General features: G+C 61.6%; 14 protein-coding genes. 1 reads left to right on the forward strand and 13 read right to left on the reverse strand.

Annotation, left to right across the window (positions count from 1 at the left end):
* Positions 1–26: 26 nt before the first annotated feature.
* The 12 genes from AAAV44_RS05670 to AAAV44_RS05725 all read right to left on the reverse strand — a co-directional run bounded on the left by AAAV44_RS05670 (position 27) and on the right by AAAV44_RS05725 (position 11,761).
* The gene (locus AAAV44_RS05670) at positions 27–1,181 is read right to left on the reverse strand and encodes a cation diffusion facilitator family transporter (RefSeq protein WP_349114945.1); all 1,155 of its coding nucleotides are present in this window, start codon (positions 1,179–1,181) and stop codon (positions 27–29) included.
* A 151-nt stretch (positions 1,182–1,332) separates the two neighbouring features.
* Positions 1,333–2,547 carry a PTS transporter subunit EIIC gene (locus tag AAAV44_RS05675; protein ID WP_349114946.1) on the reverse strand — a complete coding sequence of 405 codons (1,215 nt, stop codon included), beginning with the start codon at positions 2,545–2,547 and terminating at the stop codon, positions 1,333–1,335.
* A 40-nt stretch (positions 2,548–2,587) separates the two neighbouring features.
* The gene (gene accD / locus AAAV44_RS05680) at positions 2,588–4,312 is read right to left on the reverse strand and encodes an acetyl-CoA carboxylase, carboxyltransferase subunit beta (protein ID WP_349114948.1); all 1,725 of its coding nucleotides are present in this window, start codon (positions 4,310–4,312) and stop codon (positions 2,588–2,590) included.
* Entirely contained in the window at positions 4,299–5,642 is a 1,344-nt protein-coding gene (locus AAAV44_RS05685) for an acetyl-CoA carboxylase biotin carboxylase subunit (RefSeq protein WP_349114950.1), read from the reverse strand. Before AAAV44_RS05685 ends, accD begins: the two co-directional genes overlap by 14 nt.
* A 10-nt stretch (positions 5,643–5,652) precedes the next feature.
* Entirely contained in the window at positions 5,653–6,075 is a 423-nt protein-coding gene (gene fabZ, locus AAAV44_RS05690; RefSeq protein ID WP_006235025.1) for a 3-hydroxyacyl-ACP dehydratase FabZ, read from the reverse strand.
* A 9-nt stretch (positions 6,076–6,084) separates the two neighbouring features.
* Positions 6,085–6,558 carry an acetyl-CoA carboxylase biotin carboxyl carrier protein gene (gene accB, locus AAAV44_RS05695; protein WP_349114951.1) on the reverse strand — a complete coding sequence of 158 codons (474 nt, stop codon included), beginning with the start codon at positions 6,556–6,558 and terminating at the stop codon, positions 6,085–6,087.
* Between the two features lie 3 nt (positions 6,559–6,561).
* On the reverse strand, positions 6,562–7,809 hold the full coding sequence (fabF, locus tag AAAV44_RS05700; protein WP_349114953.1) for a beta-ketoacyl-ACP synthase II: 1,248 nt from the start codon (positions 7,807–7,809) through the stop codon (positions 6,562–6,564).
* A gap of 39 nt (positions 7,810–7,848) precedes the next feature.
* Positions 7,849–8,622, reverse strand: a complete 774-nt coding sequence (gene fabG, locus AAAV44_RS05705; RefSeq protein WP_349114954.1) for a 3-oxoacyl-[acyl-carrier-protein] reductase — start codon at positions 8,620–8,622, stop codon at positions 7,849–7,851.
* Between the two features lie 30 nt (positions 8,623–8,652).
* Positions 8,653–9,579 (reverse strand): ACP S-malonyltransferase, encoded by a 927-nt coding sequence (locus tag AAAV44_RS05710; RefSeq protein WP_349114955.1) that lies wholly within the window; start codon positions 9,577–9,579, stop codon positions 8,653–8,655.
* Positions 9,567–10,511, reverse strand: coding sequence for an enoyl-[acyl-carrier-protein] reductase FabK (gene fabK / locus AAAV44_RS05715; protein ID WP_271747290.1), 945 nt, complete (start codon positions 10,509–10,511; stop codon positions 9,567–9,569). Before fabK ends, AAAV44_RS05710 begins: the two co-directional genes overlap by 13 nt.
* A gap of 2 nt (positions 10,512–10,513) precedes the next feature.
* Entirely contained in the window at positions 10,514–10,750 is a 237-nt protein-coding gene (locus tag AAAV44_RS05720; RefSeq protein ID WP_349114957.1) for an acyl carrier protein, read from the reverse strand.
* A gap of 51 nt (positions 10,751–10,801) precedes the next feature.
* Positions 10,802–11,761, reverse strand: a complete 960-nt coding sequence (locus tag AAAV44_RS05725; RefSeq protein WP_349114958.1) for a beta-ketoacyl-ACP synthase III — start codon at positions 11,759–11,761, stop codon at positions 10,802–10,804.
* A gap of 176 nt (positions 11,762–11,937) precedes the next feature.
* Here AAAV44_RS05725 and AAAV44_RS05730 point away from each other — a divergent pair, with 176 nt between their 5' ends.
* Positions 11,938–12,714 carry a biotin--[acetyl-CoA-carboxylase] ligase gene (locus AAAV44_RS05730; RefSeq protein WP_349114959.1) on the forward strand — a complete coding sequence of 259 codons (777 nt, stop codon included), beginning with the start codon at positions 11,938–11,940 and terminating at the stop codon, positions 12,712–12,714.
* A gap of 115 nt (positions 12,715–12,829) precedes the next feature.
* On the opposite strand, the gene rpsJ is transcribed toward AAAV44_RS05730, so the two are convergent.
* Positions 12,830–13,138: a 30S ribosomal protein S10 gene (gene rpsJ, locus AAAV44_RS05735; protein WP_022094184.1), complete on the reverse strand. Its 309-nt coding sequence runs from the start codon at positions 13,136–13,138 to the stop codon at positions 12,830–12,832.
* Positions 13,139–13,156 lie beyond the last annotated feature (18 nt).

Here is a 13,156-nt window from a genome sequence, read left to right on the forward strand (position 1 = left end):
GCATAACCTGCTTTGCCGGCACAGCCCTACTCGTGGGTATGTCCTACGTAGTCTTCGTCGATCGTAATCTTGGCAATCGACTTGGGATATTCCGATTCGACCCGTTGTGCCAGCGCGTGCTTTACGTCTTCGGCACTCATCTGCAGATCCGAGGGACGCACGCAGTCAAAGATCACGTTGGTGTGCGTGGGACCCGGCACGCAGCGAAGGTCGTGAATCGAGAGGCGGTTATCGATCTCCTGAGCCATTGCGTTGATACGCAGGCGCATGCTCGCCACCTTTGGATCGTCGGTCACGATGGGATCGTAATGGAGCGTGACGATCATGCCGTCCTCGTCCCTAAACGACTGCTCAATGTTATCGAGCGTGTCGTGACTTTCCAGCGGACTGACCTCGGCCGCCATCTCGGCATGCGCGCTTGCGAACTTCCTGCCCGGGCCGTAGTCGTGAACCATCAAATCGTGAACGCCCAAAACGCCGGGATAGCTCATGATCTTGTCTCGAATATGCTTGACCAGCTTAGGATCGGGCGACTGACCCAAAAGCGGGCTCACCGTATCTTGAATAAGTTCAAAGCCGCTCCAGCCAATATAGGCGCCAACGGCAAGGCCGACCCATGCGTCAAGATTGATGTGCGTCACCTGCGAAACAATTGCGCACGCCAGCACGGCGCCCGTGGCAAGAACATCGTTCTTGGAATCTTGCGCGGTCGCATGCAACGTCTCGGACTCAATGCGATCGCCGAGCTTTTGGTTGAGCGCCGCCATCCACAGCTTAACAACCATCGAAAGCGCCAGGACTGCCACCAGGGCAAGCGAGAACTCGACAGGTTCGGGGTGGATGATGCGCTCAAACGAGGACTTCACCAGTTCAAGGCCAATGAGAAGCACGAGCGCCGCCACGACCAGACCCGAGAGATACTCGTAGCGGCCATGTCCGTAAGGATGCTCGGGGTCCGCCGGCTTGCTCGCCAGCTTAAAGCCCAGCACGCTCACGATATTCGAGCTTGCATCGGACAGGTTGTTCATGGCATCCGCCACAATCGAAACCGATCCCGACAGCACGCCAATTGCGCCCTTCGCAGCGCATAGTGCCACATTGGCGAGAATACACACCACGCCCGTCAACGTGCCCACGCGCGCACGGTCGCCCTGCGCACGCTTAACAATCCACTCGACCATCTACATCCGCCCCCACGGTGCTACCTATATATCTATTGCTCAAACGGATTGTAGTGTAGCCACTTTGTCCCCCAGATACAAAAAAGGCCGCAACCCACACGGGCCACGGCCTTGGAATATGGCAAAGGAATCGTCCTTGTGTCGCACAGGTTTATGCGCTTGCTTCGGCCACGCTCTTCGAGGTTTCGGGTGAATCGGCCCCGTCTTCTGCCGCCTGTCCCTGCGCCGGCACCACGCCAAAGCAGTAGCTCAGCGCCGCAGACACCGCAAATGCAACACCGCCGGCAACGCAGCACCACAGCAGGTTCGAGATGCCGCCCGTGGCAAAGCCAATGACCATAAGGACATTCGTCATGCCGATGGTATAGGCCGTAACGTGGCCCACGGCCGCAACAAGGCCTCCGACGGCGCCGCCAATGGCCATGCACGTCAGGCACCTTCCATATTTAAAGCCGCAACCGTACAGCGCCGGCTCGCTTACGCCGCCAAGCACGCCCGAGATCGAGTAGCCCAGCATGAGCGCCTTCTCGTCCTTATCCGCAACGCGGAGCGATGCGCCAAAGGGCATGCCCCAAACGGCGAACGTCGCCATCGTCGCGGCGATCAGGATGCACGAATCCGTTCCCACACTCATAAACTGAGCATAGGCAAGCGATAGGACAACGTTGCTGACGCCTGCAATCTTAAGAAACTCCCAACCCGCGGCAAGCCCCATGAGTGTGAGCAGCGACACGATGCCACCGGAATTGCCAAGCATAAACATAAGCTGGCCCAACAGCATGCCCAGATAGCTGCCCGCCGGCGCCGTGATACACAGCGAAACCGGAACCATGACAAGCATGGTTGTAAACGGAACAAACGAAAACGCCACGGCCTTAGGGATAACGCGCTTAAAGAAACACTCCACTCGCCATAGCACGGGCACCGAGATGAGAACCGGAATAACAGTCGTCGTGTAATCGTTGACCGGCGCGGGAAGCAGACCATACACGGAAGTCATCGATGCCCCCGTCGTCGATGCGGCATCGACGAGCTTAAGCAGATCGGGCGCAATCAATACGCCGCCCAGCATCATGCCCAGCTGCTCCGAGCAACCGAGCTGGCGGGCGGCCGCCCAACCAAGATAAATGGGCAAAAAGTAGTAGCCGGCGTTATAGAGCCAACTGTAGAACAGGCGATAGATATCGGAATCGGCAGACCACAGGCCCAGCATACCTTCGCCCATAATGACAGCAACGGTGCGGAACAACGCCGCGCAGACAATAAACGGCAGCGCCGACATCATGCTTTTGGACAGATAGTCCACCACGGCCATGGCGTTTGATGAAACCGACGTTGTAAACGAGGTGTTAGAAACTTGTAGCATGGAACGCCTTTCCCAATATGACATGCGGGCTGTCCCTTTGTCACATCGTGCGGTACTGACCGATTGCGCGGTACTTTTCGTAGCGGAGGTTTGTGAGGGTCGCGTCGTCGAGCTGCCCAAGCGTATCGAAGGCATCAAATGCCGAGGACATGACGGCACCGGCGATCTCCTCATGCGACAGGCCCCTATCGTCAACAATGCCGTCGATGATGCCGAGCGCCAACAGATCGGGGGCCGTGAGCTTAAGCGCCTCGGCGGCCTCATTCGCGCGCTCGGTATCCTTCCACAGGATCGACGCACAGGCCTCGGGGCTCACGACCGAATAGGCCGAGCTCGAGAGCATCAGGATGCGGTCGGCCACGGACAGCGCCAGCGCGCCACCAGAGCCGCCCTCGCCTGTCACCACCGAGACAATCGGCGTCTTGAGGCCGCTCATCTCCATGAGATTCTGGGCAATCGCCTCGCCCTGGCCGCGCTCCTCGGCACCGATGCCGCAAAACGCGCCCGAAGTATCGACCAGACACAGAACCGGTCGACCAAACTTTTCGGCCTGGCGCATAAGGCGACGCGCTTTGCGGTAGCCCTCGGGATGTGCCATACCAAAGTTGCGACGCATGCGCTCTTTGGTCGTGGTACCGCGCTCGACGGCGATAACCGTCACGGGTCGCCCGTCTTTCCAGCCAATGCCAGCCACCACGGCGGCGTCGTCGCCAAAGTAACGGTCGCCATGCAGCTCCACAAATCCATCCAGGCCCAGCGAGATCATCTCGCCCGCCGTGGCGCGATCTGCCGAGCGGGTCTGCTTGACAATCTCGAGCGCGGTTTTTGGTGCGGTCGAGCGCTTGAACAAGTGTCCCAGCTTTTTGCCGCGACGACCCGTATGCACGATCTCATGCGGTGCCCCCAGGCCGGGCGCGTGCCCTTCGTGCAGTGCCAGCAGCTCGCCTACCGTGAGCGCAATCTCGCCACGCGGAACAACGGCATCGCAAAAGCCGTGCTCCAGCAAAAACTCGGAGCGCTGGAATCCCTTGGGCAGGCGCTTGTGCATGTTCTGCTCGATCACGCGCGGGCCGGCAAATGCCGTCAGGGCATCGGGCTCGGCCAGGATAATATCGCCCTCCATGGCAAAGCTCGCGGTTACGCCTCCGGTCGTGGGGTCAGTGAGCACCGTGATATACAGGCCGCCCGCCTCACTGTGGCGCCTAACCGCCGCAGAAATCTTGGCCATCTGCATAAGCGATGTCACGCCCTCTTGCATGCGCGCGCCGCCCGAAACGGTAAAGCCGACAACTGACAATCCCAGCTCGGTCGCACGCTCAAATGCGTGGCAGATCTTCTCGCCCACCACGGAGCCCATCGAACCCATCATAAAGTTGGCATCCATAAAGAAGAGCGCGGTATCGCAGCCGCAGATTTTACCCCTGCCGCACACAACGGCATCGCGCTCGCCCGAACGCTCGCTCACGCTCTTGAGCTTGTCGGCATAGCCGGGAAACGAGAGGAAATCCTCCGACGCCAGATTGGCATCCCATTCCTCAAACGTGCCCTCATCGACCGTCATGCGCATGCGCGCGCGACCGCTCACGCGAAAGTGTTTGCCGCAACGAGGGCAGACCTCGAGGTTGTCGTGCAGGCGTGCCTCATCGATCACGCGGCGGCACTCCGGACACTTGATAAATACGTGGCGCGCGGGAAACTCGGCGCACGACTCGGTCATCGGCCCCTCGAGGACGTTGACCGTCTTCGCTTTTCTATTCATCAGCATAGAGATGCCCCATCAGATCGGTGTGGTACATGCCCGACAAGAACTCATCGTTTGCCAGCACGTCGAGCTGCAGCTCGCTGTTTTCGCTCACGCCCTCAATCACGAGCTCGCCCAGGGCCGAGCGCATCTTGCGAATGGCGCCGTCGCGCGTGGGCGCACACACGATGAGCTTGCCGAGCATGGAATCGTAGTACGGCGGGACTTTCGCACCGGTAAACATGGCGGAATCCCAGCGCACGCGCGGACCACCCGGCACACGCAACGCGGTGACCGTTCCGCATGACGGCAGAAAGTCCGGCGTTTCGGCATTGATGCGGCACTCCATGGCGTGGTTGTGGACCGGCATGTCCTCCTGCTCAAAGGGCAGAGGCTGGCCGGCCGCCACGCGCAGCTGCCACTTGACCAAGTCGGTATCGGTCACAAACTCCGTAACCGGATGCTCCACCTGCAAGCGCGTGTTCATTTCCATAAAGTAGAAATTGCCGTCGTCCGAATACAGAAACTCGATGGTACCGGCTCCTTCGTAGCCGACGGCACGAGCCAGGTCACGCGCTGCCTTGTGCATGCGAGCACGAATGTCGTCGTGTCCGTCGAGGCACGGCGCGGGACTCTCCTCAATCAGCTTTTGGTTGCGGCGCTGCACCGAGCACTCGCGCTCGCCGAGCGAAAACACATGGCCCTGCTTATCGGCCATAATCTGCACCTCAACGTGATGCGCCGGCGCGACGAACTTCTCCATGTAGCACTCGCCGTCGCCAAAAACGGCCTCGCCCTCGGCGCGCGCCTCGATGAACGCCTTTGCCGCATCTTCCACGCGATCGACCTTGCGAATGCCGCGACCGCCGCCACCTGCACGCGCCTTAATGAGCACGGGGCAGCCAATGCGCTCGGCCTCGGCCGTTGCCTCCTCGGGGCTTTTGAGCAAATCGCAGCCCGGCACGATGGGCACGCCCGCCGCGGCAGCCGTTCGACGCGCGGCGTCCTTGTCGCCCATGCTGTCGATCACCTCGGCCGAAGGACCGACAAAAGCCAGGCCATACTTGTCGCAGTCGCGTACAAAGCTCGCCTTCTCGGAAAAGAAGCCGTACCCAGGATGGATCGCCTTTGCGCCCGACTTTACGGCACAGGTGAGCACGGCATCGTCGTTGAGGTAGCTCTCGGCAAGACGCGGGCCGCCGATGCAATACGCCTCGTCGGCAAGTTGCACGTGCAGCGCGTCCGCATCGGCCGTGGAATAGACGGCGACGGTTTTGATGCCCATATCGCGGCACGCGCGGATAACACGGACCGCGACTTCGCCGCGGTTGGCGATGAGCACTTTGTCGAACATGAAGCCTTCCTTAACTTTCGTGCATGAGTGCAAAAGACATGTCGGCGCGGCAACAGACCTCACCGTTGACGCTCGCGGTGCCCGTCGCAAAGCGGAACGGCCCGCGCGCACGCGTGATGGAGCACACCAGATCCACCGTGTCGCCCGGTCGCACCGGACGCTTAAAGCGCACCTTGTCCAGGCTCGTGTAGAACGGCGTCGCGCCGCGCGCTTCCTCATCGCCCATCAGCAGCACGCAACAGTTTTGGGCGAGCATCTCGCACTGAATCACGCCGGGGACCACCGGGTTTCCCGGAAAATGCCCCTGCAAAAAGTACTCGTCGCCCGTAATCGTGATCTTGCCGTGGGCCTCGTCGCCCACCAGCTCGGCCTCGTCGAGCAAAAGCATCGGTTCGCGATGCGGCAACAGTTCCTTAAGCTCTTCTTTGTTCATGGATATCACCTATCCGATCCTCATGAGGCAGCTGCCAAACTCCACGAGGTCGCCGTCGGCCACGCAGATCTCGAGCACCTCGCCGTCTGCCTCTGCCGTTACCTCGTTGAGAACCTTCATGGCCTCGATGATGCAGAGCGTCTCGCCGGCCTTGACCTTAGAGCCCACGTGCACAAACGGCTCGTCGCCCGGCGCCGGGGCAGCATAGAAAACGCCGACCATGGGAGCGGTCACCTCGGTGCCCTTGGGCTCCGGTGCGGCGGCAGGTGTCTGCGCGGCGGGCTCCGGTGCGGCAGGCGCGACTGTGGGAGCTGCAACTGGAGCGGCCATAGCGCTCGGCATGGGCATGGGCACGGCAACCGGCTGTGCGGCGCTCGCGCGCTCGAGTTCGACCGCGGTGCCATCGGGCTCCTCAACGCGTACGCGCGTGAGGCCGCGGTCCCCCATAACATCAGCTATCTCAGCAAGTCTTTTGGAATCCATGCTCTAGCTCCTTGCATATCTACGCAGCGCGATGGCGGCATTGTGTCCGCCAAAGCCCAGATTGGTCGAAAGCGCCCAGGTAAGGTCGGCGCGAACCGCGCGATTGGGCGTGTAGTCAAGATCGCAGGCGGGATCGGGCGTGTGGTAGTTAATGGTCGGCGGCACCACACCCTGCTCGAGCGCCATGGCACAGGCCATGACCTCGATGGCGCCCGTGGCACCGATCATGTGGCCGGTCATCGACTTGGTCGACGAGACATGTGCGGCGCGCGCCGCGTCCTCGCCGAGCGCTCGTTTGATGCCCGCCGTCTCGGACGAATCGTTGAGTTTGGTCGAGGTGCCGTGGGCGTTGATGTAGAGGCCCTCGGAAGGCTTAACGTCGCCCTCGGCCACCGCCAGCGATATCGCACGGGCGATACCTGCCGCGTCCGGGTCGGGACTCGTGATGTGGTAGGCGTCATCGGTGTTGCCGTAGCCCACGACCTCGGCGTAAATGTGCGCACCGCGGGCCCGTGCATGTTCCATGCTCTCGAGTACCAGCACGCAGGCGCCCTCGCCCATCACAAAGCCGTCGCGGTCTGCATCGAACGGGCGACAAGCCGTCGCGGGATCGGGGTTGGTGGTCAATGCGCGGCAGGACGTAAAGCCCGCAACGGCATCGGGGATAATGGCGGCCTCGGCGCCGCCGGCCAGGATTGCATCGGCATAGCCGTGCTTGATGGCGCGGAACGCCTCACCCACCGCATGGGCCGAGGTTGCGCACGCGGTCACCACGGGCAGGGTCGGGCCCTTTGCCTTATGGCGAATCGCGATGTTGCCCGAAGCCATGTTGGGGATCATCATCGCGATCATGTAGGGCGATGCGCGACGAGGCCCGCGATCGGCAATCGTGTGGACGTTGTCGACAAGCGTCTGCATGCCGCCCACGCCCGAGCCCACGTAGACGCCCAAGCGCTCGCGATCGATGGCGTCTTCGACATCAAAGCCCGCATCGTGCATGGCCTCGTCCGACGCCGCCATCGCAAACTGAACACAGGGGTCGAGATGCTTGGCGTCATGCTTGCCAAAGTACTCGTTGCCGTCAAAACCCTTGACCTCGGCCGCCACCTTGACGGCAAATGCATCGGTATCAAAGTGCGTGATCGGACCGATGCCGCACGTGCCGGCGCACATGGCCGCCCAGGTGGCAAGCGCGGTGTTGCCGAGCGGCGATACGGCACCGATGCCGGTGATTGCAACTCTCTGTTCCATCATGGTCTCCTCATCCAAGCCGTTGTGTGGCTCTGGTTTCTACATCGCCATTCCGCCGTCGACGCGTATGACTTCGCCCGTAATGTAAGCAGCCGCATCGCTCGCTAAAAAGCGCACCACACCGGCCACCTCCTCGGGCTGCGCCATACGCTTAAGGGGAATCTGCTCCTCGGTTGCCGCACGCACCTTCTCCGAGAGCTTTGCCGTCATATCCGTCTCGACAAACCCGGGGGCGACCGCATTCACTCGTACGCCGCGGGGCGCAAGCTCGCGCGCCACCGCCTTGGTCAGGCCGATCACGCCCGCCTTGGAGGCAGCGTAGTTGGCTTGCCCGGCATTGCCCATCAGGCCCACGACCGAGCTCATGTTGACGACGCAGCCGCCGCGCTGGCGCATAAAGGTCTTGGTGAGCGCGCGCGTCGTATTGAACGTGCCCTTGAGATTGACATCGAGCACGCGATCGAAGGCGTCATCGCCCATGCGCACGAGCAGGCCATCGCGGGTGATGCCAGCGTTGTTGACGAGCGCCCAAATGGAGCCAAAGTCGTTGAGGACCGCTTCCACGCACGCGTTGACGGCAGCGGGGTCGGCCACGTCGCATTGATATGCGCGTGCCGCGGCGCCAGCCGCCTCGCAGGCTTCGCACGTCTCGCGCGCCGCATCGACGCTGCCGGCATAGACGACGGCGATATCGTAGCCATCCTCCGCCAGACAGATAGCGCAGGCGCGGCCGATACCCCGCGAGCCGCCCGTGACCAGTGCCACGCGACGTGAGTCGTTGCGCTCGAGCGCGCCATTGTTCAAGTTGCCCATGTCATTCCTTTCGGGTTACAGCCCTGTGGACTATGCGAGCTCGTCGGCAATAGCTGCGACCTGCTCGGCCGTCTCGCACGAATACACACGAACGTCGCTCAACGTACGCTTGACCAGGCCGGACAGCGTTTTGCCGGGGCCGACCTCAATAAATGTGTCGATGCCTTGATCCTGCAGAGCATGCAGCGTATCGACCCAGCGCACGGCATGGCTCACCTGATTGGCCAAGACATCCGATGCCGTCTGGGGGTCCGCCGGATAGGGCGCCGCTGTCATATTTGCCAAAACAGGAATGAGCAACGGGGACGGCGCGTGACCGGCCTCAATATATGCGGCAAGGCCACAGGTCGCCTCGGCCATATAGGGGCTATGAAATGCACCCGACACCGCGACCTTCATGGCGCGGCCGCCAGCCTCTTTTACTAGGACGTCGAGCTCCTGCATCGCCTCGGGCGCTCCGGCCACAACCGTCTGCTGCGGGCTGTTGTAGTTGACTGGCCAGCAGTCCTCGCCGGCCTGTTTTGCCAGGCCCTCGACTTGCGCCGCATCGAGCTTGATGACGGCGCGCATGCCGCCCGGATGGCGCTCGGCAGCCGCGGCCATCAGCGCCGCGCGCTCGCACACAAGCCCAAAGCCCGCTCGCGTATCGAACGCCCCCGCAAAGGTGAGCGCGGCGACCTCGCCCAGCGAGAATCCCGCACAGGCGGCAGGTACCACGCCGCGCTCACGCAGGGCGGCAGCCGCTGCCAGATCGTGAACGAACACGCACGGCTGCGTGTTCTCGGTCTGCGAGAGCTCCTCCTTGGAGGCACTCCGGCACTGCTCGCTGGTCCCCGGGCGCACCTCGTCGGCAATGGTGAACACCTCGGCGGCCGCCGGCGATGTCTCGATCAGGTCGACGCCCATCGCGGGGTGTTGGGCACCCTGGCCGGCAAACAGAAACGCTACGCTACCCATGCGGACGCACCCTTCAGGACGCGCTCGGCGCCATCGACCAGGTCGTCAACGATTTCGCGTGCGCTCTGGCGCTCGCTAACCATGCCGGCAATCTGTCCACACAAAAACGAGCCCTCTTCGTAATTGCCGTCCTTGGCGGCCTTGCGAAGGGCGCCCGTGCCCATGGCCCCGAGCTCCTCGACACTTACGCCCGCCGCCTCGCTCTTGGCGTAGGCGTTGGTGAAGGGGCTCTTGAGGGCGCGCACCGGATGTCCCGTCGAGCGGCCGGTCGCACGCGTCGAAGTGTCGTTGGCCTTCAGGACCATCTCCTTGTACTGCTCCGAGACGGTGCACTCATTTGCAACGAGAAAGCGCGTACCCACCTGGACGCCGGCAGCGCCCAGCATAAAGGCGGCCGCCACGCCACGGCCGTCGGCAATACCGCCGGCAGCCACTACGGGAATGTCGACCGCATCGACGACCTGCGGCACCAGTGCCATCGTCGAGGTCTCGCCAATATGGCCGCCCGATTCGGTGCCCTCGGCAACAACCGCTGTGGCTCCACGACGCGCCACGAGACGGGCGAGCGCCACCGAAGCCACAACGGGGATGACCTTGATGCCCGCATCGTTCCAAGCTTTCATGTACTTGGTGGGATTACCGGCACCAGTCACCACAACGGGCACCTGCTCATCGATCACAACCTGTGCAACCTCGTCGGCAAACGGGCTCATGAGCATGACGTTAACGCCAAAGGGCTTATCCGTCTTGGTGCGCAGCTCATGAATCTGGTCGCGAAGCCAGTCGGCGTCGGCATTCATTGCCGCGATGATGCCTAGGCCGCCCGCCTCGGATACGGCCGATGCCAGTGAGGCGTCGGCAATCCAGGCCATGCCGCCCTGGAACACGGGCTTTTCGATGCCGAGCAGATCGCAGAGAGGAGTCTTGAGCATCTCTACTTCTCCAATGCCGCCTCGACCGTATCGGCGAACTCGCCGACCGTCTTGGGGTTCTCCTCGGTATCGAGCTGGATGCCAAACTCGTCCTCGACGGCGACGAGGATCTCGACGGTGCCCAGGCTATCGAGACCAATCTCCTCGAGCGTGGACTCGGACTTCATCTCGACGTCGTCAAGGCCGGCGGTCTCGCGGATAACGTCGCAAACGCGCTCGAAGGTCTTCTGATCTGCCATGGTAGTTCTCCTTTGGTTGTGCCCTAGGGCGTTTTTATTTCCTATGTGCGACTACTTCCAACGAAGCAGATAGCCACCTATATCCAGACCGGCGCCAAATCCAACCAAGGCGATGGTGTCGCCTGTGTGAAGTGCACCGGCGTTTGCCAGCCGGTCGAGGGCAAGCGGAATGCATGCGCTCGAAATGTTGCCGGTCTCGCGCAACGTGCGAACTACGCGCTCGTCCGGCACGCCCAGGCGCTTGACCGCCTGGCTCAGGATTCGTTCGTTAGCCTGATGGAATACAAAATGATCGATGTCTTCGACCAAAATGCCCGCATCGATCGCAAGCTTATGGACCGTGTCGCAGATGGCGTTGACGCCGAACTTGAACACGCGGCGGCCATTCATGGACAGCACACTCGCGCTATCTGCGGAGGCCTTAAACGGCGAGGTACCGACCAGACCGGGAACGCGCAACGTCTCGACGTCGGGCGCCGTCGAAAGCTCAACGGCAAGGGGGTTGTCTCCCCCAGCTTCAATCACTGCGGCGCCTGCCCCATCGCCAAAAAGCACGCAGGTGGCACGGTCGGTCCAGTCGAGCGCGCGCGTCATCTGCTCGGCAGCAACAACAAGCACGCGCTCGGCACGGCTGCGGGCGATATAGCCCTCGGCGACATCGAGCGCAAATACGAAGCCGGCACAAGCCGCCGAGACATCGAAGGCAGGGCACGTCGCGCCTAGTCGCTCAGCAACGGCACACGCCTCAGCGGGAACAAGGTGGTCACCCGTCGTCGTCGAGCAGACGATTAGATCCAGCTGGCTCGCGTCGATTCCGGACACCTGGAGTGCCCGCTCGCTCGCCGCTACGGCAAGGTCGTCGAGTGACTCGGTGGTGCAGACGCGGCGGCTCTTGATGCCTGTGCGGGTAAAAATCCACTCATCCGAGGTATCGAGGAACTCAGACAGCTCGTCATTGGAAACGCTGCGCTCGGGAAGTGCCGAGCCCGTTCCCAGTATCGTGAAACCCATCACTAACCTCCTTTGAGTTGTTGACGTGTTTACATCGACCAAGAGAGGATAACGCATTTCAGTCATTGTTGACGTGTTAACATTAAATTGTTCAAATGCGACAAAGGCTTCACATTGTGTCTATCTCTCGACACCATTACGCGATTGCCTTATTACCTTAGGAGGTACCAGCTGTCATGGATTTACGTTTAACAGTGGTCGACGTAACCGGATCGACCAACGATGACCTGCTCGAAGCAGGAAAACAGGGAGCGCCGCACGGCACAGGACTTGCCGCCCGGGCTCAAACAGCAGGACGCGGCCGGCGCGGGCACAAGTGGGACTCAACCGTCGGCAACTTATTGCTTTCGCTTGTCCTGCGCCCATGCGTTAATCCTGCAAAGTTCTCTGGTCTTGCCGCCGTCAGCGGCCTAGCGGTGCTCGAAGCACTCGAAAAGCAGGGTCTTGCAAACGAGATTCGCCTTAAATGGCCCAACGACCTTGTCGCGCGAGGACGCAAGCTCGGCGGCATTCTGGTCGAGGCCGCACGCGATAACGAAGGCAAACCTTTCGCCGTCTGCGGCATTGGCGTCAATGTGAACTATGCGCCCCAAGAGGTGCCCGATGGCGGCCTGCCGGCAATCGGCCTGTCAGGCCTCAACAAGAACGTTCCCGCCGTCGACATGCTCCTCGATGAGGTCTATCACGCAGTTATAGACGCTGTAGATGCCTGGGCAGAACGCCTCAACGCCAAGGAAGAAGACGCCGGTCCGCTCGCGCCCGTCCACGACGAATATATCGCTCATCTCAATTGGATTGGGAAGCACGTTATCGCCCGCTCCCCCGCTGGAGACGAGCTGACGCGAGGCATCTTTAAAACGGTCGATGACTTTGGTCGCGCGTGCATCGAAACGGAAGACGACTTGCGATCCTTCCATTTTGAGGAGGCATCGCTGCGTCCCTTGAGCGAATAGGGAGCCGCAACCACCTACTCGGCAGCATTGCCCGGCAGTCCAAACCACCATGCAAAACAAAAGAACCCCGCTACCAAGATGGCAGCGGGGCTCTGTAAGCTATGAGCGATATCGCTTAGAGCTTGATGTCGATGTCGACGCCAGCGGGGAGGTCGAGACGCATGAGCGAATCAACGGTGCCCGAGGTGGGGTCGAGGATGTCGATGAGGCGCTTGTGAGTGCGCATCTCGAACTGCTCACGGGAGTCCTTGTTCACGTGCGGCGAGCGGATAACCGTGTACAGGTTGCGCTCGGTGGGCAGGGGGACAGGACCGGAAACGCGAGCGCCGGTCTTCTGAGCGGTCTCGACGATGAGCTTCGCGGACTGATCGACGACCTCGTGATCATAGCCCTTGAGGCGAATGCGGATCTTCTGGGTAGCCAACTTAAACCTCCAAAGAGT

Source organism: Collinsella sp. CLA-AP-H1 (assembly GCF_040092945.1).
GTDB lineage: Bacteria > Actinomycetota > Coriobacteriia > Coriobacteriales > Coriobacteriaceae > Collinsella.

Bases quoted from the DNA above. Each gene is read 5' to 3' on its own strand.
- AAAV44_RS05670 (WP_349114945.1), bottom strand. From the start codon at position 1,181: ATGGTCGAGTGGATTGTTAAGCGTGCGCAGGGCGACCGTGCGCGCGTG.
- AAAV44_RS05675 (WP_349114946.1), bottom strand. From the start codon at position 2,547: ATGCTACAAGTTTCTAACACCTCGTTTACAACGTCGGTTTCATCAAAC.
- accD (WP_349114948.1), bottom strand. From the start codon at position 4,312: ATGCTGATGAATAGAAAAGCGAAGACGGTCAACGTCCTCGAGGGGCCG.
- AAAV44_RS05685 (WP_349114950.1), bottom strand. From the start codon at position 5,642: ATGTTCGACAAAGTGCTCATCGCCAACCGCGGCGAAGTCGCGGTCCGT.
- fabZ (WP_006235025.1), bottom strand. From the start codon at position 6,075: ATGAACAAAGAAGAGCTTAAGGAACTGTTGCCGCATCGCGAACCGATG.
- accB (WP_349114951.1), bottom strand. From the start codon at position 6,558: ATGGATTCCAAAAGACTTGCTGAGATAGCTGATGTTATGGGGGACCGC.
- fabF (WP_349114953.1), bottom strand. From the start codon at position 7,809: ATGGAACAGAGAGTTGCAATCACCGGCATCGGTGCCGTATCGCCGCTC.
- fabG (WP_349114954.1), bottom strand. From the start codon at position 8,622: ATGGGCAACTTGAACAATGGCGCGCTCGAGCGCAACGACTCACGTCGC.
- AAAV44_RS05710 (WP_349114955.1), bottom strand. From the start codon at position 9,579: ATGGGTAGCGTAGCGTTTCTGTTTGCCGGCCAGGGTGCCCAACACCCC.
- fabK (WP_271747290.1), bottom strand. From the start codon at position 10,511: ATGCTCAAGACTCCTCTCTGCGATCTGCTCGGCATCGAAAAGCCCGTG.
- AAAV44_RS05720 (WP_349114957.1), bottom strand. From the start codon at position 10,750: ATGGCAGATCAGAAGACCTTCGAGCGCGTTTGCGACGTTATCCGCGAG.
- AAAV44_RS05725 (WP_349114958.1), bottom strand. From the start codon at position 11,761: ATGGGTTTCACGATACTGGGAACGGGCTCGGCACTTCCCGAGCGCAGC.
- AAAV44_RS05730 (WP_349114959.1), top strand. From the start codon at position 11,938: ATGGATTTACGTTTAACAGTGGTCGACGTAACCGGATCGACCAACGAT.